This is a genomic window from Allobosea sp. BH3, assembly GCF_025499465.1.
Classification (GTDB): domain Bacteria; phylum Pseudomonadota; class Alphaproteobacteria; order Rhizobiales; family Beijerinckiaceae; genus Allobosea.
Genome location: NZ_JAIMCA010000005.1, coordinates 342,281 through 364,970, shown reverse-complemented (window position 1 = coordinate 364,970; position 22,690 = coordinate 342,281). Strand labels below are relative to the sequence as shown.

At 65.6% G+C, this 22,690-nt stretch carries 22 protein-coding genes, 1 tRNA gene and 2 pseudogenes; 11 read left to right on the top strand and 14 right to left on the bottom strand.

Translation table 11 applies throughout. From position 1 onward, the window contains the following. Positions 1-30 precede the first annotated feature (30 nt). The 5 genes from BoBH3_RS18385 to BoBH3_RS18365 all read right to left on the bottom strand — a co-directional run bounded on the left by BoBH3_RS18385 (position 31) and on the right by BoBH3_RS18365 (position 5,345). A complete protein-coding gene (locus BoBH3_RS18385) occupies positions 31-1,104 on the bottom strand; it encodes an extracellular solute-binding protein (RefSeq protein WP_262332284.1) in 1,074 nt (357 codons plus the stop codon). An 81-nt stretch (positions 1,105-1,185) separates the two neighbouring features. Then, complete coding sequence (locus BoBH3_RS18380; RefSeq protein ID WP_262332283.1) at positions 1,186-2,013, bottom strand: creatininase family protein; 828 nt, start codon at positions 2,011-2,013, stop codon at positions 1,186-1,188. A gap of 46 nt (positions 2,014-2,059) precedes the next feature. Beyond that, positions 2,060-2,863, bottom strand: a complete 804-nt coding sequence (locus BoBH3_RS18375; RefSeq protein ID WP_262332282.1) for an ABC transporter permease — start codon at positions 2,861-2,863, stop codon at positions 2,060-2,062. Beyond that, positions 2,860-3,816, bottom strand: a complete 957-nt coding sequence (locus BoBH3_RS18370; protein WP_262332281.1) for an ABC transporter permease — start codon at positions 3,814-3,816, stop codon at positions 2,860-2,862. The genes BoBH3_RS18375 and BoBH3_RS18370 overlap by 4 nt, the downstream gene beginning before the upstream one ends. Continuing rightward, positions 3,813-5,345: an ABC transporter substrate-binding protein gene (locus BoBH3_RS18365; protein WP_262332280.1), complete on the bottom strand. Its 1,533-nt coding sequence runs from the start codon at positions 5,343-5,345 to the stop codon at positions 3,813-3,815. Before BoBH3_RS18365 ends, BoBH3_RS18370 begins: the two co-directional genes overlap by 4 nt. 200 nt (positions 5,346-5,545) lie before the next feature. Between BoBH3_RS18365 and BoBH3_RS18360 the strand changes: the two genes are divergently transcribed. Beyond that, the gene (locus tag BoBH3_RS18360; protein ID WP_262332279.1) at positions 5,546-6,274 is read left to right on the top strand and encodes a GntR family transcriptional regulator; all 729 of its coding nucleotides are present in this window, start codon (positions 5,546-5,548) and stop codon (positions 6,272-6,274) included. 164 nt (positions 6,275-6,438) lie between these two features. Here the strand turns inward: BoBH3_RS18360 and BoBH3_RS18355 are convergent. Beyond that, positions 6,439-6,515, bottom strand: a tRNA-Arg gene (locus BoBH3_RS18355). Positions 6,516-6,851: 336 nt separating this feature from the next. Between BoBH3_RS18355 and BoBH3_RS18350 the strand changes: the two genes are divergently transcribed. Next, positions 6,852-8,396, top strand: coding sequence for an ABC transporter substrate-binding protein (locus tag BoBH3_RS18350; protein WP_262332278.1), 1,545 nt, complete (start codon positions 6,852-6,854; stop codon positions 8,394-8,396). On the opposite strand, the gene BoBH3_RS18345 is transcribed toward BoBH3_RS18350, so the two are convergent. Next, positions 8,386-9,300, bottom strand: coding sequence for a LysR substrate-binding domain-containing protein (locus BoBH3_RS18345; protein WP_262332277.1), 915 nt, complete (start codon positions 9,298-9,300; stop codon positions 8,386-8,388). The genes BoBH3_RS18350 and BoBH3_RS18345 overlap by 11 nt on opposite strands. Positions 9,301-9,404: 104 nt before the next feature. On the opposite strand from BoBH3_RS18345, the gene BoBH3_RS18340 reads away from it, so the two are divergent. The 4 genes from BoBH3_RS18340 to BoBH3_RS18325 all read left to right on the top strand — a co-directional run bounded on the left by BoBH3_RS18340 (position 9,405) and on the right by BoBH3_RS18325 (position 13,800). Continuing rightward, entirely contained in the window at positions 9,405-10,343 is a 939-nt protein-coding gene (locus BoBH3_RS18340; RefSeq protein WP_262332276.1) for an ABC transporter permease, read from the top strand. A 24-nt stretch (positions 10,344-10,367) separates the two neighbouring features. After that, positions 10,368-11,207 carry an ABC transporter permease gene (locus tag BoBH3_RS18335; protein ID WP_410050628.1) on the top strand — a complete coding sequence of 280 codons (840 nt, stop codon included), beginning with the start codon at positions 10,368-10,370 and terminating at the stop codon, positions 11,205-11,207. Between the two features lie 37 nt (positions 11,208-11,244). After that, positions 11,245-12,306, top strand: coding sequence for a hypothetical protein (locus tag BoBH3_RS18330; protein WP_262332274.1), 1,062 nt, complete (start codon positions 11,245-11,247; stop codon positions 12,304-12,306). 297 nt (positions 12,307-12,603) lie between these two features. Then, positions 12,604-13,800, top strand: a complete 1,197-nt coding sequence (locus tag BoBH3_RS18325; protein WP_262332273.1) for an alpha/beta hydrolase — start codon at positions 12,604-12,606, stop codon at positions 13,798-13,800. Between the two features lie 215 nt (positions 13,801-14,015). On the opposite strand, the gene minE is transcribed toward BoBH3_RS18325, so the two are convergent. The 5 genes from minE to BoBH3_RS18300 all read right to left on the bottom strand — a co-directional run bounded on the left by minE (position 14,016) and on the right by BoBH3_RS18300 (position 18,232). Then, positions 14,016-14,279 (bottom strand): cell division topological specificity factor MinE, encoded by a 264-nt coding sequence (gene minE, locus BoBH3_RS18320; RefSeq protein ID WP_262332272.1) that lies wholly within the window; start codon positions 14,277-14,279, stop codon positions 14,016-14,018. Then, positions 14,276-15,091: a septum site-determining protein MinD gene (gene minD, locus BoBH3_RS18315; protein ID WP_262332271.1), complete on the bottom strand. Its 816-nt coding sequence runs from the start codon at positions 15,089-15,091 to the stop codon at positions 14,276-14,278. The genes minE and minD overlap by 4 nt, the downstream gene beginning before the upstream one ends. A gap of 32 nt (positions 15,092-15,123) precedes the next feature. After that, complete coding sequence (gene minC / locus BoBH3_RS18310; protein ID WP_262332556.1) at positions 15,124-15,858, bottom strand: septum site-determining protein MinC; 735 nt, start codon at positions 15,856-15,858, stop codon at positions 15,124-15,126. A 153-nt stretch (positions 15,859-16,011) separates the two neighbouring features. Continuing rightward, on the bottom strand, positions 16,012-16,980 hold the full coding sequence (locus BoBH3_RS18305) for a fumarylacetoacetate hydrolase family protein (protein WP_262332270.1): 969 nt from the start codon (positions 16,978-16,980) through the stop codon (positions 16,012-16,014). A 415-nt stretch (positions 16,981-17,395) separates the two neighbouring features. Continuing rightward, the gene (locus BoBH3_RS18300; protein WP_262332269.1) at positions 17,396-18,232 is read right to left on the bottom strand and encodes a MipA/OmpV family protein; all 837 of its coding nucleotides are present in this window, start codon (positions 18,230-18,232) and stop codon (positions 17,396-17,398) included. A gap of 166 nt (positions 18,233-18,398) precedes the next feature. Between BoBH3_RS18300 and BoBH3_RS24555 the strand changes: the two are divergent. The 4 genes and pseudogenes from BoBH3_RS24555 to BoBH3_RS18290 form a co-directional block, all read left to right on the top strand. Continuing rightward, positions 18,399-18,674: pseudogene (locus BoBH3_RS24555) on the top strand (response regulator); the annotation flags it as partial. Continuing rightward, positions 18,654-18,750: pseudogene (locus BoBH3_RS24550) on the top strand (DNA-binding response regulator); the annotation flags it as partial. The pseudogenes BoBH3_RS24555 and BoBH3_RS24550, both read left to right, overlap by 21 nt. Before the next feature lie 20 nt (positions 18,751-18,770). Next, positions 18,771-19,079, top strand: a complete 309-nt coding sequence (locus BoBH3_RS24545; protein WP_410050627.1) for a winged helix-turn-helix domain-containing protein — start codon at positions 18,771-18,773, stop codon at positions 19,077-19,079. A gap of 10 nt (positions 19,080-19,089) precedes the next feature. Continuing rightward, on the top strand, positions 19,090-20,472 hold the full coding sequence (locus BoBH3_RS18290; protein WP_262332267.1) for an ATP-binding protein: 1,383 nt from the start codon (positions 19,090-19,092) through the stop codon (positions 20,470-20,472). A gap of 58 nt (positions 20,473-20,530) precedes the next feature. On the opposite strand, the gene BoBH3_RS18285 is transcribed toward BoBH3_RS18290, so the two are convergent. Both BoBH3_RS18285 and BoBH3_RS18280 read right to left on the bottom strand, forming a co-directional pair. After that, positions 20,531-21,244 carry a hypothetical protein gene (locus tag BoBH3_RS18285; protein WP_262332266.1) on the bottom strand — a complete coding sequence of 238 codons (714 nt, stop codon included), beginning with the start codon at positions 21,242-21,244 and terminating at the stop codon, positions 20,531-20,533. 42 nt (positions 21,245-21,286) lie between these two features. Then, positions 21,287-21,751, bottom strand: coding sequence for a winged helix-turn-helix transcriptional regulator (locus BoBH3_RS18280; RefSeq protein ID WP_410050620.1), 465 nt, complete (start codon positions 21,749-21,751; stop codon positions 21,287-21,289). A gap of 84 nt (positions 21,752-21,835) precedes the next feature. Between BoBH3_RS18280 and BoBH3_RS18275 the strand changes: the two genes are divergently transcribed. Beyond that, the gene (locus BoBH3_RS18275; RefSeq protein WP_262332265.1) at positions 21,836-22,570 is read left to right on the top strand and encodes an SDR family NAD(P)-dependent oxidoreductase; all 735 of its coding nucleotides are present in this window, start codon (positions 21,836-21,838) and stop codon (positions 22,568-22,570) included. The last annotated feature ends 120 nt before the right edge of the window (positions 22,571-22,690 follow it).

Genomic DNA, 22,690 nt, shown 5'->3' with positions numbered 1-22,690 from the left:
GGCGAGCATGACGCCTGTGAGCGAGCCCCCTCACCGCGCTGCCGCGATGACCTCGCGCCGCCAGCGATTGTTCCACTGATCACGCACCTTGAGGATGTCGTTCCAGTCGACCGGGATCATGTTGGCGCGGCTCTCGGGCGCCGCCGCCGTACGCGCCACCGCCTTCGGGTCGATCTGCGCCTTGGCGTTGACCGGGGCGTAGAACATCCGCTCGGTAAAGGCCTTCTGCGCCTGTTGCGAGAGTGCGTATTTCACGAAGGCGGCGGCCGCGGCGCGGTTCTTCGAGCCGGCCGTCAGGTTGATGGTGTTGATCTGGAAGACCGAGCCCTCGGGCGGCAGCAGCGTGCCGATCTTGCCGCTGGACTGGTCGCCATAGAGCTGCGAGCGGGCGTTCCAGCCGGTCGCGACCTTCACGACGCCGTTGAGGATCAGCGAATAGCCGTCCGGATTCGGCTCGAAGGTGTTGATCGAGGGCGCCAGCTCCTTGAGCTTCTTCATCGCGGCGTCGATCGACTTGCGGTAGTCGCCGCCCTCCATCTTCTCCACCATGGCGGTGAGTGCCAGCCCCTGGATGTTCGGCGGGGCCGAGACTGCGATCTGCCCCTTGAGGTCCGGGCGCCAGAGATCGGCGAGCTTGGTCAGCGGCGGCTTCAGGTTCTGGGTGTCATAGACCAGCACGAGATGGTCGAAGGTCACGGCCGGGCCGAACTCGCCACCGGCCGCGCGGGCCTCGGGCAGCAATTCGTCGAGCACCGGGAACTCGGCCAGCGTCAGTTTCTCAAACAGCCCTTCGATATTGCCGATGCTGGAGGTGGTGACGTCCATGATGACGACGTCGATCTGCGGATCGGCCTTCTGCGCGCGCACCGAGCCGACCATCTGCGCCGAGGTGCCGCCCGGCGCGTAGTTCACCTTCACGCCGGGATTCGCAGCGAGGAACGGCTCCACAACCGCCTTGGTGTAGTTGTCCTGGAAAATGCCGGTGTAGGACATCAGCGTAATCTGCCCCGAGAGGCCCTGCGCGCCGGCGCCTTGACTACGGAGCACCGCCGGCATGGCGATGGTCGCGAGGCCCGTCTTGAGGATGAGGCGGCGTGTCGGCATGGGAACCTCCTGCGGATGGCGATCGTGGCGAGGCGATATTCAAAGCGAAACGCCGCCGCGGAGACCGCGGCGGCGTTGGGATCAGGCCGGAACCTTGCTGGCGAAATGCGCGATGAAGCGGGCGCAGATGTCGGTCAGCTTCTCGGTCAGCGCCGCTCCGGTCTCGGCCGAGCACAGCCGCGGATCGCCCTTGGCGACGCCGAGATTATAGGTCTCGTCATATTCGTTCGGCATCGCGACCTCGTGGCCCTCGAAGCTTGCGAGGCCCAGGCCGGTGAACTGCAGGTCGAGCAGCGGGTCCTTCTTCAGCGGCTTGCCGTCCGGGATCAGGTCCTTGCGGATCAGCTCCGGGAAGAGGTGCAGGCCGATCGAGGTCAGCGGGTCGGAGCCATGGCCGGCCACCGCCGCCGCCTTGTCGGCGCCGCCGAGGATGCCCGGCAGCAGGCCGTAGCCGATGCGCCAGAGATAGAGGCTCGGCAGCACGATCTGCTCGCGCAGATAGAGTTCGCGCGCCACCTCCGAGATCGGCCCGACATTGCCGCCATGGCCGTTGATCACGATGATCCGCGTCAGGCCGTTGCGGTGCAGCGAGTCGACCATCTCGGCGATAACGGTGGTCAGCGTCGCCTGCGAGATCGCAATGCCGCCGACCATCGAGCCGAACCAGTCGGCGCCGCCGAAGGGCAGCACGGGGGCGACCACGGTGCGCGTGCCGGCCTTGGTGGCGCGGATCGCAGCGAGTTCGGCGATCTTCTCGGCGAGGAGATAGTCACCCATGGGAGCGTGCGGGCCCTGGTCCTCCTGGCTGCCCATGGGCAGGAGGATGACAGGGTTGTCCTTGTAGATCTCGCGGCCCTCCCCGCCTGTGATCGTCCCCATATGCACGAGGGGATCTGTCTTCGCAGCCATGGCTTTGTGTCCTTCCTGATGGCGCGTCGCGCCGGGTCGAGAGATGTCAGCGCTCCCTGGTGCGCGGGTCGAGCATGTCGCGCAGGGCGTCGCAGAGCAGGTTCATCGCGAGAATGGTGAAAGTGAGCGCGGCGCAGGGCCAGACGAGCAGCAGCGGCGCCTGCTCCATGGTGGCGCGCGCGCCGCGGATCATCAGCCCCCAGGACGGGGCCGGCGGCACGACGCCGAGCCCGAGGAAGGAAAGGCCGCTTTCCAGCACGACCGCCGCCGCGACGGCCAGCGAGAGCTGCACGAGGATCGGCCCGGCGATGTTCGGCAGCACGGTGCGAAACAGCAGGTAGGCGCTCCGCGCGCCGAGGGCCCGCGTCGCCTCGACATAATCCCGCCCCCTGACCGAGAGCACCTCGGCATGGGTCACGCGGGCGAAGCCGGGCAAATAGAGCACCGAAAGCACGAGGATCAGCGTCGCCGCGCCAGGGCCGAGCAGGGTGACGACGAGCAGCGCGAGGAGGATTGGCGGGAAGCAAAGCACGACATCCATGCTGCGCACGGAGAGGAAAGCCGAGACGCCGCGTCCCCAACCGCCAATCAGCCCCAGCGTCACGCCGACGAGCCCCGCCGTCAGCGCCGAGACGAAGGCGACGGACAGGCTGGTGCGCGCCCCCCAGATCAGCCTGGACAGAACGTCACGGCCGAATTCGTCGCGGCCCAGCCAGGAGCCCGCCATCGGCCCGGCCAGCCGGTTGGCGACATCCTGCCGGATCGGATCGGGCAACCCCAAAAGGGGCGCGCACAGCGCCACCAGGACGACGAACGCGACGCAGCCAGCCGGGAACCAGAGCCGCTTCATGAGTGGGCGATCCGTGGGTCGAGCAGGGCATGGACGACCTCGACGAGGAGGTTGATCAGCAGGAACAGCACCGAGATGGTCAGCACGATGCCGACGACCATCGGGTAGTCGCGCCCCTCGACGGCCCGCAGCAGCGGCGTCGACATGCCCGGCCAATTGAAGACGTATTCGACCAGCACCGTGCCGCCGAGCAGCGTGCCCATATGCAGCCCGAGCACGGTGACGACCGGGTTGAGCGCGTTGCGCAGCACATGGACGAACACCACCCGCCGCGGCGCGAGGCCCTTGGCGCGGGCGGTGCGGACGTAGTCATGCGCCAACGCGTCGAGCATTGCCGCCCGCGTCATCCGGAACAGCACGGCGGCCAGCCCCTTGGCGATGGCGATGGCCGGCAGCGTCAGCAGCTTCATATGCTGCGCCGGATCCTGCGAAAACGCCACGAAGCCGCCGGCCGGCATCAGCCGCAGCGTCTGCGCGAAGAGCAGCACCAAAAGCGTGCCGACGACGAAGACGGGAACCGCCAGAAGCAGGGCGGTGACCCAGGATGCGGCCCGGTCGAAAGCACCGCCGCGATGCAGCGCGGCGTAAACGCCCGCCGGCACGCCGACGAGGATCGCAAGCAGGGAACCGGCCGCGATCAGCTCCAGCGTGCGCGGCAGCCGCAGCGCGATCTCCTGCAGCACGGGATAGTCGTCGACCAGCGAGTTGCCGAGATCGCCCCTGAGCACGCCGGCGAGGAAGGAGCCGTACTGCGCGATCAGCGGCCGCTCCAGGCCGAGCTTTTCGCGCAGTTCCGCCACGGCATAAGGGTCCGGCGAGGTGCCGCCGGTCGACAGCAACAGCTCGGCCGGATCACCCGGCACCATGTGGAGCGACAGGAAGACGATGGTCGCGACGAGCCAGGCGAGGAAAATCGCCACGCACAGCTTGCGCGCAAGCCAGGTCGCACTCATCCGAAGTAAGTCTGCTCGAGCATATTCCCGGACGAGTTCGAGAGAGCGCCCGGCAGATTGACGAAGCCCTCGACGCTCTTGTCCATGCCGTAGCCCTGCGAACGCCAGGCGAGTCCAACGAGCGGGACCTCCTCCAGGGCGGCGCGCTGCATCTCCTTGTAGATCTCGACGCGCTTGGCCTGGTCGAACTCGCCGCGCCCCTTCGCGAGCGCCGCGATGGTGCGTGGCGCGTCGACCCGGTAGGAGCGGCCATGCGCCGGAGAGAGTGAGGTGTCCAGCACCACGGTCAGCCCGTCCGGGTCGTTGTTGTCGGCGGAGACGCCATGGATTGCGATGTCATACTGGCCCTTCGATCCGCGCGCGACGCGGGTCGACCAGTCGGGGAGCTGGAGCTCGCACTGGATGCCGATGGCAGCGAGATATTGCTGCACGATCTCGGCCGTGTCCTTGTGCATGCCGAACTGCGCCGTGGCGAGCAGCGTCGTCTGGAAGCCGTTCCCATAGCCGGCCTCGGTCAGCAGCGCCTTGGCGCGGGCCGGATCGTAGTTCCAGCCATGGGCGAGCTCCTTGTCCCACCACGGCGTGCCCTCGACGATCGGCACGCCTTCCAGCGGCTTGCCGCGCCCGAAGAAGGCGACCTTGACGATGTCGTCACGCTTGACGGCGTGGGCAACGGCGCGGCGCACGCGCGCATCGTTGAAGGGCGGCTTCGTACCGTTGAAGAGCACGTCCATGAACGGCCCTTCCTGCGTCGTCAGCTTGAGGCGCGGATCGGCCTCCACCGCGGCCATCGATTGCCACGGGACGTATTCGATCATGTCGACATCGCCCGATTGCAGGGCGGCGTTGCGCAGGTTCTCGTCAGCGTAGACGACGAACTTGATGCCCTTCACCTTCGGGATGCCGGGCCGGTAGAACTTGTCGAAGGGGGCGAGCTCCAGCGACGAGCCGCGCTCCTGCCCGACGAGACGGAAGGGCCCCGCGCCGATGAACTCGGTAGGCGTCGATTTCCGCGAGAGGATGAAGGTGTTGTAGTTGCCGAACCAGCTCGGCAGCGTCGCCTGCGGTGTCTTGGTGACAAGGCGCACGGTCGCCGGATCGACGATCTCGACGCGCGCGACCTCCTGGAACTGCGCCCGCATATAGGCCGTCGACTTCTCGCCGGCGATCTGCTCGATCGACCACTTCACGTCATCGGCGGTGACCGGATCCCCATTGTGGAAGACGCAGCCCTGGCGGAGCTTGAAGACCCAGGCGCCCTCTCCGTCGAGCGACCAGGACTCGGCCAGCTCCCCGCGCAGATTGCCGTCCGGCCCGTAGGAGACGAGGCTGCGATGGATCAGCAGCTTGACCGTGCCGGCCGAGGCGCCGGTCGACACCCAGGGCTGCAGGTTCGGCGGAAACGCCGACAGCCCGTAACGCAGGATCCCGCTGGCGCGCTGCGCAAAGGCTGGGCGACCGAGGATCGGGAGCGTCGCCAGAGGCGTGGCCATGCCAGCTGCCAGCAGCGTGCGGCGTGAGATCGTCATCAGCCTTCTCCTCGTTTCACTCATCCTGAGCCGGTCGCGTTTGCGCTGTCCCGGCTCTCCCGTGGCAGCAAGAAAAGCGCCATTCGGCTCTCATGGGTAGTCGCTGAATGCATACACGTTATGCGTCATGTATACACGGTGGATTTTGATACCGGCGCGGCGAGCGCGTATCCTGTGCGAGCATTGGGAGACCAGAGACGGTGGATGTGTTGACGCGGCGCGGGGCGCCTCCCGAGGGGCGGCCGGAGAATGTCCCGGGCGATTCGCGGCCAGCCGAGGGCAGGCCCGCGCGCGAGCGCGTCTACGCCTATCTGCGCGAGCAGATCCTGCGCGGTCTCTTCGAGGGCGGCTCTTTCATCGAGGAAGAGCAGATCTCATCGATCATGGGCGTTTCGCGCACGCCGGTCCGGGAAGCCTTCCACCGCCTGGAGGCAGAGCGCTTCATCGATCTGCTGCCGCGCCGCGGCGCGCTGGTCCGGCAGGTCACGGCGCAGGAGCTGGCCGACCTCTACGAGACGCGCCGGATGATCGAGGGCTATGCCATCGCCCGGATCTGCCGGGAAAAGGTGCCCCTTCCGGCGCGGCTCGACGAGATTCTCGACGACCTCGATATCATTGCCGACAGCGACTATTTCCCGCGGGCGGAGCTGAACCGCGAGTTTCACTTCATCCTCGTGCGCCTTCTCGGCAACGAGGTGCTGTCGGAGGTCTATCAGTCGCTGGGGTCGCGCCAGCAGCGCGTGACCATGCGCGCGCTGGCGGCGGACCCCAGCCGGATCGACCGCATTCGCCGGGAGCACCGCGAATTCCTGGCTGCGCTGCGCGCCCATGACGAGGATCGCGCCCGGCTGGTCCTGGAAGAGCACCTGCGCCCCGTGGTCGGCGTCGTTTCGCAACTGCCGGGCTATGTGCCGGTTCAGGCCGGTTGAACCGGGGCGCGCCTGCATTTAGCGGCGCGAAGGCGCTCGACATTGCGCCGATCACCCTTGGAGATCGCCGTCCGACGGCAGCGGCGGCCCGGCGCCGCCTGATCGGACCGCAAGGCCCAAATCACCAAGCGTCGCCAAAAATATCGATGCCTTGGGAGATCAAATGGCGCGCCCGACACGATTCGAACGTGTGACCTTTGCCTTCGGAGGGCAACGCTCTATCCAGCTGAGCTACGGGCGCTAACCGTGAAGGCTGGATAGCTGATTGGCGCTGCTTCGGCAATGCGGGATTTGCAGAGTTGTGCGCGTGGCGTTGGCATGCCGAAAGACATTGCAACCGCAGTGCAAAGGCGAAGATCTCACCTAAATTATTGCAGATGAATGCAGATTTCGGGGCCACTTCCGGCAGAAATCCAGCTTCTGGAGGGATCTGCTCCCGAGAGTTAGTGCCTTTGACAGGCAGCGCTCCCTTTGCATCCAGCTTTTCATAACCGTTGTTTATAGGGTGCTTCCCAAAGTTCATTTGACGGCATGTGATGCTATCGGCCTCATGCACCAAAGCACGGGGAGTATCGCGATGAAGAAAGCCACGATGGCCGTTCTGGCCGGCCTGATAGCTGCACCGAGTTTTGCCTCGTTTCCGGTGGCGGCGGAAACTTTGCAGGTTGCTGTCGGGACGTCGGATATTACCAACATCGACCCCCATCGCGCCAACGGCTTCGATTCAATGTTGCTCAGCAACGTGTTCGACGGCCTCGTGCGGTTTCCGCCGGGCAGCGCCGATCCTGCGAAACTCGAGGCCGATCTCGCGGAACGCTGGGAGACCGCGCCGGGCGGCAAGTCCTGGACCTTCCATCTGCGCAAGGGCGTGAAGTTCCAGGGCGGCTTCGGCGAGGTTTCCGCCGACGACGTCGTGTTCTCGCTGAAGCGCGCCGCCGATCCCAAGACCTCGTCCTTCGCCGGTAATTTCTCGGCGATCGCGGATGTGGTTAAGGTCGACGAGATGACCGTCCGCGTCGAGCTGAAATATGCGGACGCCGGGCTGCTCGGGCTGCTCTCGAACTTCAATGGTGGGCGCATCGTCAGCAAGAAGGCGGCCGAACAGCTGGGCGCCGGCTTCTCGGCCAAGCCGGTCGGCACCGGGCCCTTTGCGATCGCCGAGCATGTGCCGCAGCAATATGTCCGGCTTACCGCCAACAAGGACAGCTTCCGCGGCGCGCCGAAGATCGACGAGGTGTTCTGGCGCTTCGTCCTCTCCGACAGCAGCCGCGACCTCGCCTTCCAGTCCGGTCAGCTCGACATGATCTATGGGCGGCGCGAACAGCGCTGGGTGACGCAGGTCAAGGCCCGCCCCGACACGGTGGTCGACATCTTCGGCCTCGGCGAGTTCCGCACGCTGCACATCAACCGCAGCATCAAGCCGCTCGACGACATTCGCGTGAGGCAGGCGATCGCGGCCGCGATCGACGTCGACCAGATCGTTCGCTTCGTCGGCCCCGACGTCGCCAAGAAGGGCTGTTCCATCGTGCCGCCGGGCTATCGCGGCGAGGATTGCTCCTGGACGGTCAAGGCCGATGTCGCGCGGGCCAAGGCCCTGCTCAAGGAGGCCGGCCATCCCGACGGCATCACGCTGACGGTCGTGGTCTCGAACATCTCTTCGCAGCTGCCGATCATGGAGGTGATCCAGAACCAGCTCGGCAAGGCCGGCATCAAGCTGGACATGAAGGTGGTCGATCACCCCACCTATCAGCAGCAGATCCGCCAGAACGCCAGTGCGCTGGTTTTCTATGGCGCCGCACGCTTCCCCGTGGCCGACACCTACCTGACCGAGTTCTACCACTCGGCCGCCACGGTCGGTAAGCCGACAGCGATCACCAATTTTTCGCATTGTGCCATCGCCGATGCCGAGATCGAGCAGGCCCGCAAGGAGACCGATGCGGCCAAGCAGATGGCGGTGTGGAAGACGGCTCAGGAGAAGATCAACAACGATGTCTGCGCCGTGCCGCTGTTCGAGCTGCAGCAGGTCTGGGCGCGCAGCAAGAAGGTCGATTACGGCTACGAGCTGAAGGGCGCCATCAACATCGCCCCGCAGATCACCGAGAAGACGACCGTCACGCGCTGAGCGCCTCGCGCATCAGCTCTCCGCCACAACGGCGGGCATGCTGGATGAAGAGATCGAGAAGGCCCGCATTGCGGGCCTTCTGCGCTTTGACCAGCAGGAAATGATTGTCGATCGCCGGCTCGAAGCGCCGGATCGCGACCCGCCCCTGCACCGGCCCGGCCATCAGCGGGTGGACCAGCGACAGGCCGAGCCCATGCGCGACGAACTCGCACAGCGTCGGCGCGGTGGTCACCTCCAGCACCAGCCTCGGCTGTGAGCCGTAATTCGCCATGACCTCATCGACCACGCGGCGGATTTCGACGCCCTCATCGAAACCGACGAATGGCTCGTCATGCAGGTCTGCCGGCCTGATCACGGATTTCCGCGCCAGCGGATGCGCCGGCGGCATGATGCAGACCAGAGGATGGGAGAGGAACGGTTCGGTCTCGAGATAGGCATGCTCGACCCTGGCGTTCAGGATGCCGACATCGACCTGCCGCGTGGCGAGCCAGTCGGTGAGGCCCGGCGAGCCGCGCACGATCAGCGAAACGAAGACATGCGGTTCGCTTTCGAGAAAGCGCATCGTCACCTGCTGGATGAAATGGCCCGAGAGCGCCGGCAGCACGCCGACAACCAGCCGGCCCTTCTCCTCCCGGCGGACAGTCTCGACCGCGCGTTCGAGCTGGTGCAGGCCGGAGAAGACGCGATCGACCTCCTCGTAGAGCCGCACACCCTGGATCGTCGGAGTGAGCTTGCCCTTCACCCTGTCGAAGAGGCGCAGACCCGTATCATATTCGAGATTGGAGACGAGCTTGCTGACCGCCGGCTGCGTCACGTTCAACGCGAGCGCGGCAGCGCTGACGGTGCCGTTCTCGATCACCGCGCGAAAGGCCTCGACCTGCCGCAGATTGATGCTTCTTGGCATAACTCTCTGGAATACACTGGGCCAAAAACGTTGTTGGACGTTTTAGCATCGCCTGCCGATATTCGCCAGAAGGAGGTCGCGCCACCGCGACTGCAAGAACCGCCATGCAATACGCACTGAAACGAATATTGCTCGGCCTGCCGACACTGCTCGCCATGTTCACGGCGATCTTCGTGATCATCCGCGTCGTGCCGGGCGATGCCGCAGCCGTCATCCTCGGCGACCAGGCCAGCACCGCCGCGCTCGATGCGCTGCGCGTCGAGCTGGGGCTGGACCGGCCGCTCTCGCAGCAATATCTCGGCTTTCTCGGCGGGCTTCTCCAAGGCGATCTCGGCACCTCGCTGGTCACCAAGCGACCCGTGCTCGAAGAGGCGCTTCGCGTGCTGCCGAACACGCTGGAACTCGCCGCCGCCTCGATCTTCGTCGGCCTGGCGCTCGGCCTGCCCTTCGGCGTCTACGCCGCCGTCCACCGCAATGCCTGGCCGGACTATGTCGGCCGGCTGTTCTCGCTGATCGGCCTGTCGTTGCCGGCCTTCGTCTCCGGCATCCTGCTGCTGCTGGCCTTCGCGATACAGCTGCGCTGGTTCCCGGTGATCGGGACCAGCCAGAACGCCGGGCCCTGGGGTCGCTTCCTCGGCGTCGCCCTGCCGGCGCTCAATCTCGGCATCATCATGAGCGCCTATGTTGCACGGGTCACGCGGTCTTCGATGCTGGCGACGCTGGGCGAGGACTATGTCCGCACTGCCCGCGCCAAGGGCGTTGGGCCGACCACGGTCGCGTTGCGCCATGTGCTCGCGAACTCGCTGCTGCCGATCATCACCGTCGTCGGGCTCTATTTCGGCACGTTGATCGGCAATGCGGTTCTGACCGAGATCGTCTTCAACCGGCCAGGGCTCGGGCGGCTTATCCTAAGTGCGCTGAACACTCGCGACTACACCCTGCTGCAAGGCCTGATGATCATCTTTGCCTCCTTCGTGGTGCTCGCGAATGTGCTGACCGACCTCGCCTATGCGGCGGTCGATCCTCGGATCAGGAACGCCTGAACCATGAGCGCAACCCTTTCCATCATGCGCGATACGACGCGTTTCATCTCACGGGGCGGCACGTTCGCCTGGGTCGGCCTCGGCCTGCTCGCGGCGATCGTGCTGATGGCGGTCTTCGCGCCGCTGATCGCGCCTTACGACCCGCTGACGCAGGACATCGTGAACCGCCTGATGCCGCCCTCCAGCGAGTTCTGGCTCGGCACCGATTCCTATGGCCGCGATGTGCTCTCGCGCATCATCTACGGCGCACGGATATCGCTCTTCGTCGGGCTTGTCTCGATCTTGATCGCGATGACGCTCGGCACGGCGCTGGGCGTGATCTCGGGCTATATCGGCGGCCGCTTCGACGCCTTCGTCATGGCGCTGGTCGACCTGATGCTGTCCTTCCCGAGCCTCCTACTCGGCATGCTCGTCGCCGCGGTGCTGGGGGCGAGCCTGGAAAACCTGATCATCGCGATCGCGATCACGGAGATCGCGCCCTTCGTGCGGCTGGCGCGAGCGCCGACGCTCGTGCTCAAGGAGCAGGAATTCGTCCAGGCGGCCCGCTCGATGGGCTGTACCCACCAGCGCATCATGCGCGTCCATATCCTGCCGAACCTCATCGCCGACATCCTGGTGATGGGCTCCTTGTGGATGGCGACCGCGATCCGGACCGAGGCCTCGCTCAGCTTTATCGGGCTGGGCGTCAAGCCGCCGACCGCCACCTGGGGCGGCATGATCCGCGAGGGGTTCGAGAACATCCTCGAGGCCTGGTGGCTGGCCGTGTTCCCGAGCGTCTTCGTCTTCCTGACCGTGCTGGCGCTCAACCTTCTCGGCGACGGCCTGCGCGACGCCACCGACCCGAAACTGCGGCAGCGCGACTGACGCCGCCCCGCGCGAAACGACCACCCGGAGCCTTGTCATGAGCGAAGCCAATTTCATCTATCTCAGCCAGGAAGACGCCGTGCGCTGCGGCGCGGGCGACGTCGCGGCCACCGTCGCCGATACCGAGCGCACGACGCTGCTCGCATATCAGGGCAAGGCGATCGAGGCCCCGACTGCGACGCTGTTCTGGGGCGTTCCGGCCGAGAAGCTGAAGAACTTCGTCGGCTATCCCAGCAAGAAGCGCGCGAATATCCATGCCGGCTATCTCGACGATAACGGCGTGATGAAGGTCGCCCTGAAGAACATCCCGAGCAATCCGGACAACCCGATCAACGGCAAGGGACCCCGCGCCTCCGGCCTGGTCACGATCCTCGATCCCGAGACCGGCTATCCGATCGCCCTGATGGACGCGATGGTGATCAGCTGCATGCGCACCGGCGCGCTCGGCGCGATCGGCGTCAAGCATCTGCGCCGCCCGGGCTCGCGCAGCGTCGGCCTGATCGGCGTCGGTCCCATCAACCAGGCCGCCATCGCCTGCACTGCCGAGGTGATGCCGGAGCTGGAGGTCGCCTATGTCTATGACCTCAACACCGAGCGCGCCAAAGCCTTCGCCGCCGAATACTCGCGCAAGCTGAACATCGATGTCCGTGCTGTCGATTCGGCGCGCGCAGCGGTCGCCGACGCCGACGTCGTTATCCCCGCCACCAACGTCCAGACCATCGACGATGCCTATATCGCTCCGGACTGGATGAAGCCCGGCAGCCTGCTGGTCGATCTCTCGATCTGGGATGCGACCTTCGAGACGCTCGCCCGCGCCGACGGCTATGTCATGAACTCGGCGATCAGCATGGAACGCAAGACGATGACGCCGAGCGTCATGGTCGATCGCGGCCTCGCCAAGGAAGAAGAGATCATCGATCTCGGCAAGATCATCGCCGGCGAGACCGGCGGCCGTCGTGACGACAAGGATGTGATCGTCTATTTCGCGCGCGGCATGGCGATCTACGACGTGATGTGCGGTTATCGCGTCTATGAGAACGCGCTGAAGAACGGCGTCGGCGAGAAGCTGAGCCTATGGAAGAGCGCCTTCTGGAGCTGAGAGCGACTGCTCTATGAAGTGGTCGGAAGCAGGATCGGTTACCCGATCCTGCTTCCGATTGCGGACAAAAGAGAACGCCGAGCTGACTGTGCCCGAGCTATGATAGTGGCGCGGCGTGCCGGGCGCACTTGGCCGATTCACCGACATCCAAGGAGACGCCCTACCCGCCAGGAGCGTGATGTCGAGAACGACATTTCATCGCCTTTGGACAGCCGAGCTTCGATGTCGCTCTATGTCAAAGAGTGAAGTCGGCGTATGCAGATAGCGGCCGTGTTTTTTTTCGGTGAGAAGCGTTACATGCGATTTCTCTTCGCCGCGTCGACAGGAAGGCTATGGGCCGCCAGGAGGCCTGTCGCCGGCAAGCGCGCCTGTCTGGCGCTGGTGTTCGTGGCTTCGGTTCTGGCAGCCGGCTGCGCATCACGACCCGAAACGGGCTTTCTCGCGCCGGTCGCCGAGGCCGATTCCGGCTCGACGGCGCACACTCTGCTCGTAGCAACCACGCGCAAGCGAGACGATCGGCCGGGCACCCTGTTCAGCGGCGAGCGCAGCACACCGCTCGATTTTGCCCGGATCGTCGTCTCCGTGCCGGAGAAGCATGCCGAGGGCGAGATCGAATGGGCATCGACGGCGCCGGGCAATCCGAAAACCGATTTCGTCGTCCGCCAGGCCGGATATCTCGATAGCGAGAAGGCCTTCGTCAGCGCGTTGAACGCGCAGCTCGCCGCGAAGCCGAAGGGGAAGCGCAACATCTTCCTCTTCATCCACGGCTACAACACGATGTTCGCCGAGGGGCTCTATCGCTTCGCCCAGCTCGTGCATGATTCACGGGCGGAAGGTGTGCCGGTCCTGTTCACCTGGGCGTCGCGCGGCCAGGTGACACAGTATGTCTACGACACCAACAGCGCCACGGCGGCGCGCGACGATCTCGAGCGCACCATCAGGCTCCTCCTTGCCAGCAATGCGGATCAGGTCAACATCCTCGCGCATTCCATGGGAAACTGGGTGACGGTCGAGGCGCTGCGGCAGATCCGGATTTCCGGAATCGTGCCGCAGGCATCCAAAGTCGGGCATGTGGTGCTCGCCGCGCCCGATATCGACATCGATGTCTTCAAGTCGCAGATGCGCCGCTTCGGCAAGCCGAAAAGGCCTTTCGTCATCGTGCTCTCGAAGGACGACAAGGCGCTGGGCGCCTCCAATTTCATCGCTGGTGGCCGGGGCAGGCTCGGGGCCGATTCCGACCCGGAGGAACTGGCCGCGCTGGGCGCCATCGTCCTCGATATGACTGAGGTGAAGGGGCTCGATTCCTCCAATCACGGCAAATTCGCGCAACTGGCCGCCGTCGCGCCCAAGCTCGCTGCGGCTCTCGAACGGGGCGCCGCCAGGCCGCACCCATCCGCGAAAGCCGGGGAGATTGCAGAGGGATCGCTTGAAGCCTTAGTGAAGCTGCCGATCACCATCATTGGCGCTCCGTTCCGGATTCTCTCCGGGAGCTGAGACGTACGGGTTTTGCAAGGAACGACATCGTCATTCCGGGGCTTCGCGTCAGCGAAGAGCCCCCGGAACACATGAATTCTGTCCACGCAAAAGGGCGGCATCACTGCCGCCCGCTCTTCAAAGACCTGTGTTCATGGATTCCGGGCTCAGGCCTTCGGCCTGCCCCGGAATGACGGCGCTCTTTTCTGCACAGGATGCATCTTTCAGCGCCCGGCTCAGGCCGCCTTCTTGCCCGCGTCGAACGGGATCTCGATATCGACGGCGAGCGTCGAGACCTGTGCACCGCGCTCCATTCGGATGCTGACCTTGTCGTCGTCGACCTGCATGTGCATGGAGATGGCGCGCAGGATTTCATCGCGTAGCTTGGCGACGAGATCGGAATCGCCGGCCGCCGCGCGTTCATGGGCCAGCAGCACCTGCAGCCTTTCGCGTGCGGCGGGAGCGGAGCGGGGACGGGAGAAGAGACGAAGCAGGTTCATGCCGCCTTCCTTCCGAAGAACTTGCCGAGGAAGCTGCGCTTCTCGCCAGGGACCGTGACCGGAATCTGCTCGCCGCGGAGCCGGCGAACAGCATCGAAATAGGCAATGGCCGGGGCGCTCGTCTGATCGGCCAGCGTGACGGGTGAGCCGATATTGGAGGCGCGCAGCACATCCATGCTTTCCGGGATGATGCCAAGAAGCGGGATCGACAGGATCTCCAGGACGTCGTCCACCTTCAGCATGTCGCCGCGCAGAGCGCGCGCGGGGTCGTAGCGCGTGAGCAGCAGATGCTTCTCGATGCGCTCGCCGGTCTCCGCCTTGAGCGTCTTGGAGTCGAGCAAGCCGATGATGCGATCGGAATCGCGAACCGAGGAGACTTCCGGATTGGTCACGACGACAGCGATATCGGCGTGGCGCATGGCGAGGGTCGCGCCGCGTTCGATGCCGGCCGGGCTATCGCAGATGACCCAGTCGAAATTCGCCTTCAAAGCGCCGATGACCGCCTCGACGCCTTTCTCCGTGAGGTTGTCCTTGTCGCGGGTCTGGGAGGCGGGCAGCAGGTAGAGCGTCTCGACCCGCTTGTCGCGGATCAGCGCCTGGGTGAGCTTGGCCTCGCCCTGGATGACGTTGACGAGATCGTAGACGACGCGCCTCTCGGCCCCCATGACGAGATCGAGGTTGCGCAGCCCGACATCGAAATCGACGACGACGACCTTTTCGCCGCCCTGCGCGAGCGCAGCGCCCAGCGCGGCCGACGATGTCGTCTTGCCGACGCCGCCCTTGCCTGAAGTGACCACGATGACCTTGCCCATAGACCGCTCCTTTGACTGTTGATGTTTTCGTTTCAGGCCAGCGCTTCGACTTTGAACGTCTCGCCGTCGAGCCAGGCCTGGACGGCCTTGCCGCGATCCGCCGGCTCCATGTCGTCCGCCGTCTTGTAGAACCCGTCGATGGCGATCATCTCCGCCTCGAGCTTGCGGCAGAAGATGCGCGCCGCGGCGTTGCCCGTCGTGCCGGCCATCGCCCGCCCGCGCAGGGTCCCGTAGATGTGGATCGATCCGCCGGCGACGACCTCGGCGCCCGATGCGACCGAGCCGACGATCGTCACATCCCCCTCGAGGAAGACCACCGATTGTCCGGAACGAACCGGCTGCGTGACGATCAGGGAAGGCGCCGCCTTCGGCAGGTCCGGGACGGCCGGCGCCGCGCCGACACTGCTATGGTCCTCAGTCTTTTCGGCTGCGGCCGGAGGCTCGAAGTCGGCCGTGGTGCGCCCGTTGGCCATGGCCGGAGGCAGGTCCGAGCCGAGCAGGGCCGACGATGCGCCTTCGATGCCCATGATCCGCACCTGCCGCGCGGTGAGCTTTGTGACGAGTTCGCGAAGCTCAGCCCGGTCGATATCGAGCCCCGCGACATCGAGCACGACGGGCCGCCGCAGGAAGAAGCCGGCCGAGCGCGAGGCGAGATCGTCGAGCCTCACCAGCCAGTCCTCGAAGGGCTGCTCCGGGGTCAGCGTGAGTGCAAGGTAGGACCGCCCCTTGAGGCGGATAGGCCGGGGTTGCGTTAACACGTCGGTTATCTTGGTAAATTTTCGGTGTCTTCGGTGTATGAGCGAATGGTTAACAGTCGGTAAATCGGGACGGGTTTGACGGCCTGGAACGCGTGCCGCAAACAGGAGAGTGAGGCGCTCGTCGACGCGGGGAAATATCGACCCTGATGCGACCTACAGACGTCAGTGAACGACGGCGTTGTCGATCAAGCCGAGATAGTCGGCGCGCATGATGACGCGGTCGCCCGGCTGAAGATAATGACCATCGGCATGGGCTTCGAGGATCGCGCGCTCGACCAGCACGCCCGGCATGTTCCAGCGGAGGCTGCCCAGCCACTGCACGACGCCGATGAAGATCTGACGCCCGGATGGTGGGCGAACGACGACGCCGTCAGTCGTGCCGGACAGCAGAATGGTCCGCTGCGGAATTTCACCATCGGCATTGATCGGCAGTGTCACGGTGTTCCGGCCGATCGGGAAAGCCAGGGCGCTTCGCGCCAGCGATTCGTCGACCATCTGATCGATGTCCCAGAGCAGATCCTTCGGCATCGCGATCTGGCGCAGCCGGCCGTTCACCTGCAGGCGTAGTTCGAGCGTCTTGTAGAAGCTGCGCACATCCCGCGGGATCACGAACAGGCTGCCGATCGGCATTGCCGGCACGACCGACTTGGAGGCGGCGAAGGCCAGGCCGGTGCTGACATCACTGATGCCGAGGTCGCGGAGCAGCCGATCACGGTCTGTGTAGTCGGACGCCAGGACCAAGCCAAAATGCGGCGCTTTCCGGCCTGCCTTCAGTGGCTCCAGGGCAACGATGCCGAGCTCCACCTCATAATCCAGCAAGTAAGCGCGGGTCGGGACCGGCACGCTCCAGTGATGAGCCGGCTGCAGCTTGGGGAACACGAAAGGCGTTGGGATCTTCGTCTCCGCCGCATGGGCGGGGTAGGTGCCGCCCATGCCGATCTGCCGATCGGTGGACGCGAACGGCACGGACAGCCTGGCGGCCTCGATGCTGACGGCAGCGCCGGTCGCCTGCGCGATCGCATCGTAGCTCGACTGCTGCCACAGCGTGACCGGGTCCGCCTCGCCGGAGGTCTGCAGCCAGGTGATGTCCGTTCCGCTGACGAAGCCCTTCTCGTAGCGGTCCACGCGCATCAGGCGCAGCCTGCCGTCGCGATGGTAGCGCGCGAAGGTCAGCGCCTCCTGCGCGGAGGCGATCGCAACGCCGTCGGTCGCGAGAATCGGCATCAGCCCGGCGGACGTGCTGTAAGGAGAAACCGGGGGCGGCTCCGTGCGGGTGAGGGCGAAGACATAGGCCGCGGCGAGGGCTGCGACGAGGACCAGGCCGTTGAGGGCGAACGTTTTCCGGAGAGATGGCATGGGGCATTCCTGTCATCAGGCGCGCCCGGCCCAACGATGAGCGCGCAGAACTGCGTCGACGGGCGCGGGCGCTCGTCGCCGGGAGGCTGGAATGGCGATGTCGCGGTTGCCTCGACGAGGCGGGAACCGAAGCCCGCCTTCGAGACATCACCATAGGGAGCGGCGTCTCTTGGCCGCCGCCCGACGAATCTCAGAACCTGTAGAGAACGCCGACAGCGCCGCGGAACTGGTTCTCGGAGCCCCCGTTCTTCACGATCGGCGACTTGGCAGCGTCGCCGAGCAGCCGCTCATAGGCGACGCGACCGGTCACGCCCCAGTTCGGCGAGAACATGTACCGGGCGTTCAACCCGACCCCGGCCTGCGTGACGCCGGCCGACGCCGTATAGACCGGCAGCCCGCTCGCGGCCGAACCGACCGGACTGACGCCGAAATAGGCGTTGGAATATTTCTTGTCGCCGTACTGCACCTCGGCGTCGACGGAGACGTGCAAGGCTCGGGAGAACTGGAGACCGTAGCTCGCCTTCAGGCTGGCCTTGTAACCCTCATGGCCTTCGGCAGCCTTCGCGAACTCCACGCCGAAGGACAGCGTATCGATCTGCGTTATCACCTGCTTGAAATTCAGCTTGGCGAAGCCGCCGAACTCGACGGAGCTGTCGACTTCGGGAAGGAGCTTGACGCGACGGTTCTTCACATCGTTGTCGCGCCCGCCCTCGTAGCCCACCAGGGGGCCGGCCTCGAAGACGCCACCGGGAACCAGGTTGATCTTGGCGCGAGGACCAGCGACCTCGATGTAGTAATCCTGATAAGCCAGACGGGCGAGCCCGAAGGGCATGTACTGATAGTCCTTCGAGCCCGGGTATTCCGGCATCATCATGCCGCCGACCGCGATATGCGCGTTCCAGGGCGAGCGCGGCGCCGGCGGCTGAGGCTGCGGCTGACGTGCGGCGGATTTGGTCAGATCGGCGGCCAGCACGGTTGCCGGCCCGGCCACGGCCGCCAGGGCGATGGCGGTTCCTAGAATGCGCATTCGTATCTCCGTGAGACGAGAGGCTCGTGCCTCGCGAATGCGCTGTTCGGCCGCCAAGCTTACAGGCCGCTTACGAACGACCACCGTGCGGCCACACCTTCCCTGAAAGGTTGCTGTAAGTTGGCTGCCTTAGTGCAGCAGCGCTGGGGAATGGGGGATACCGCAGATGCGCGTCTTGTTTGCCGAAGACGACGAGGCCGTCGGCCGGGCCACGGCGGCCTCGCTGACCGCTGCCGGCTTCGTCGTCGATCTCGTCGAGAATCGCGACGATGCGCTGCATGCGCTGAAGACGCACCGCTACGATGCCGCCGTCTTCGACATCATGCTGGCGGACGGCAGCGGGCTCGAGGCGCTCGCCGCGGCGCGCAGGTCGGGGCTGGACCTGCCTGTCCTGCTTCTGACGGCGCTCGGATCGGTGGATGATCGCGTGACGGGCCTCAATGCCGGAGCCGACGACTACCTCGTGAAGCCGTTCTCGGTCGACGAACTGATCGCGCGCCTGCGCGCCCTGCAGCGACGGCTCGGTACCTCAGTCGCGATGGCGCTGACCGTGGAGAACGCATCCTTCGATCCGATCTCGCGCATGATGTCGGTCAATGGCGACCATGTTCCGCTCTCGCGCGCCGAAGGCATCGTCATCGAGCGCTTCATGCGCAGCCTCGGGCGCGTGGTCACGAAGGAGCAACTGGCGGAGAGCATCTATTCGTTCAACGAGGAGTACACGGAGAACGCGGTGGAGGTGCATGTCCATCGCGTCCGGCGCAAGCTCGAGAGCAGCGGCGCCCGCCCCTCCATCCGAACGGTCCGCGGGCTCGGCTACATCATGGTCGCGGAATCGACATCATAGGCGGTGGACCTTGAACTCTCTCAGCCTGCGGCTCGTCATCGCCACGACATTCGTTTTCATGGCTTCCCTTTCCTGCGCATTCGCGGTGCTGGTGCAGGAGGCCAAGTACGGGCTCTTCCGCGTCCAGCGAAACAGCCTCACCGTGCAGGTCGACACACTGGAAGACCGCCTGCGCGCCACCCGGGGACCGCCGACCCTGGATCTCGGCGAGTTTGCAAAAGAAGCCGGCAAACCGATTTCCTACGCACTGCTCGATCCGAAGGGACACGTGATCGAATCGCACGGCGTCAGAGGGGTCGACGTCTCGCCGGCGGTCATCGAGCGCTACGACACGGACGACCCCTTCGGCTTCTCGATCGAGCGGTGGCTCGACCCGAACAGCGGGGACCCGGTCATGCTGATCCTGCCTGACGCCAACGGGGCGCAGCGGATCGTCGTCACCGTCACCGCCCGCGACGGCTATCTCGTGCAGGCGTCGATGCCGCTGATCGACAGCAGGATCGCCATCACCGACATCATGTACACCTTCACCGAGGGAACCGTGCTGGCGGTGCTCCTGCCGCTGCTGCTGGCGATGATCGCGATCCCGATCATCGTGAGGTTCACGCTGAAGCCCATAAGGCGCGTTTCCCAGCAGGCGACCGAGATGGAAGCCTCAACCCTGGATCGCCGCCTTTCTCTCGATCACGTGCCCTCCGAGATGCGCGGGCTCGTCTTCGCCTTCAACGATCTTCTCGCGCGTCTCGACAGGGCCTGGCGTCTCCAGCGGGAATTCACGGCGAACGCCGCGCATGAACTGCGCACGCCCATCGCCGCCCTCAGGGCAGAGGTCGAGGCCATCGTTCCCGCGAAGGCGCGCTCCATCCTCGCCGTTCAGTTCGACAAGGTCGCGCGCCTGCTGGCGCAGTTGCTCGCGCTGGCCGAGGCCGACAGCCGCTCAATCGATGCAGCGGGGCACTTCGATCTGGTGACGCTGGCGAGAGAGGTCGTCGCGGATATGGCGCCGGCGGTCATCGCCGCCGGCAAGGAGATCGCCATCGAGCGCAGCGGCGACGGCGAAGCGACAGCGCGTGGCGATCTCGGGCTGGCGGAGATCGCGTTGCGCAATCTCATCGACAATGCCGTGCGCCACTCCCGCGCGGGAAGCGCCATTCGCGTGCTCATCGACGGGGCGAATATCTCGGTCGCGAATACCGGCAGCGACATCCCCGAGGACGCCCGGAAGGCGATGTTCGAACGGTTCTGGAAGAAGGATCGCCGCACCAGCGGCAGCGGCCTCGGCCTCTCGATCATCGATGCCGTCATGAAGCGCCTCGGGGGCACCGTCGGCGTCGCCTCCGGCGAGGGAACGGTGACGTTCACGCTGGGCTTCCAGCCTCCTGTGCCGGCCTGAAGCGGACGGCGCAGCCCGAGGCGTTGGAGATGCGCCTGTCGGCAACGGGCCGCAGCCTTCAGACGGCAGACCCGTGTCCGAGCCTCGTCATCCTGAGGAGGAGTTCGGCGGCTGAGGTCTGCAGCGCGAGCTTGAAGGCATGCGGCATCGTCCATGCCGTGAGGCCCGCCGCCGCGCGCGAAGCTGCAGCGGCGCTGATCCAGGCAGGATCATTCGCAGCCAGCCGGGCGGCATCGAATGCCCCAGCCCAGCCGGAAGCCCAGCAATCATCGGAAGCCTTGATCCAGGCCGCCTCGCCGACGCCAAGCGCCTCTGCATTCGCGCGATGGCTGACCTGGGCCAGCACCGCCCTGATCTCGAAGGCGTGGGTGAGCTCGGTGATCTCGGGCAAGTCGTAGAGCATCTGCGCCAGCTCCCGCAGGCCGGCGAGATCGAGCCATGCCGGGGCATAAGTTCGGACCAGCCAGTCCGCTGCGAGGAGCGCCCGCTGCTCTTCGACAGGGGGTGTGGTGCGTGTCCGCACGATCCTCGGGAACAGCGGCACGAGAATAGCCCGCTCCTGCTCCGCCAGCCCTTCGTGCCAGGCTGAGATGAAGGTGCCGATCACCGGGCATACGTGGCTGGAGCCGTCCAGCCACGGCGCGCGACCGCTCCATCCGCCCACCATCCCGGGCGAGCGCCCGGCGCCTGCGTGAATTGCCGTCCTTTGCGGCTTGTCGGGCCGCACCGCCCGCTTGCCCCTCGAGATGATATCGCCATCGAGCATGCTCATTGCCTCCGATTGGTCAGGATGGCGTGATCTTGGCGGCCAAGCTTACTCCTTGCTGACAGCATCCGGCGCAGTGGCCGCTTGCGGCCCCTGCCGCGCCAGGGCCTCGCGCCGTGCGAACAAGCGGGTGACCTCGGCCACGTTCTCGGTGCCCCAGCTACAGAGCGGCACGAGGGCTTCCGCCAGACTGCGGCCGAGCGGAGTGAGCGCATAATCGACCCGCGGCGGCACCTCCTTGTAGTCGGTCCGCTTCACCAGGCCGTCGGCCTCCAGCTCCTTGAGCTGCTGGATCAGCATCTTGTCGCTGACGTCGCGGATGGCTCGGCGCAACTCGCCGTAACGCGTCGGACCGCCCTGGGCGAGGAAGTAGAGAATCAGCGGCTTCCACTTGCCGGCGATGACCCGCAACGTCGCGTCGAGGCCACAGGTGAACCCGGGCAGCGTCGGAGTGCAGTTCTGGGCCGGCGAAGAATCGGGCACCGGCGCCCGGTCGGAGCGATCTGATGTCATTTTCTGATACTTACCAAAAGGTGCATACTTGTCGATAAGTGGGTAGCCCTCCAGCTCAGTGCAACCTCAATGAAGGAGCACATCATGAGCAGGCTACAAGGCAAGACAGCGGTCGTGACCGGCGGCGGAAGCGGCATCGGACTCGGAGCCGCCAAGCGGTTCATCGACGAAGGCGCGTTTGTCTTTATCTTCGGACGGCGACAGGAGGCGCTCGACGCAGCGCTGGCCCAGCTTGGGCCCAACGCGCGAGCGGTGAGCGGTTCGGTAACCGATCCGGCCGATCTCGATCGACTCTACGCGAGCGTGAAGGCGGAACGAGGCGGGCTCGACATCCTGTTCGCCAATGCGGGCACCGGCTCGTTCGCGCCGCTCGGCGAGATCACCCCGGAGCATTACGACCAGATCTTCGACGTCAATGTGAAGGGCGTGATCTTCACGGTGCAGAAGGCCCTGCCGCTGATGAAGGCCGGGTCATCGATCATCCTGACCGGGTCCAGCACCGGCGTGATGGGGACGCCGCAGTTCAGCATCTACAGCGCGACGAAGGCCGCGATCCGCAACCTGGCGCGTAGCTGGGCTCTGGACCTGAGCGGCACGGGCATCCGCGTCAACGTGCTGTCGCCAGGGCCGACAAAGACCGATCTCGCGCTCGAAGTCGTCGGAGAGGAGGCATTCGAGGCGCTCGGCGCGATGACACCGCTCGGTCGCCTCGGCGATCCGGCGGAGACCGGCGCCGTCGCCGCGTTCCTGGCATCCGCGGACAGCAGCTACATGACCGGGGGCGAAGTCTTCGTCGATGGAGGGCTGGCGCAGGTCTGAGACACCCTACCATCACCAAGCGTGGGGGCTTCGCGTACCGGGCGAAGCCTTCACGGCGACAGGCCCCGGAGAGTCCCATCAAACTTGTAAGCGTGCGGTAAGCGTCCAGCGTCGTGATAT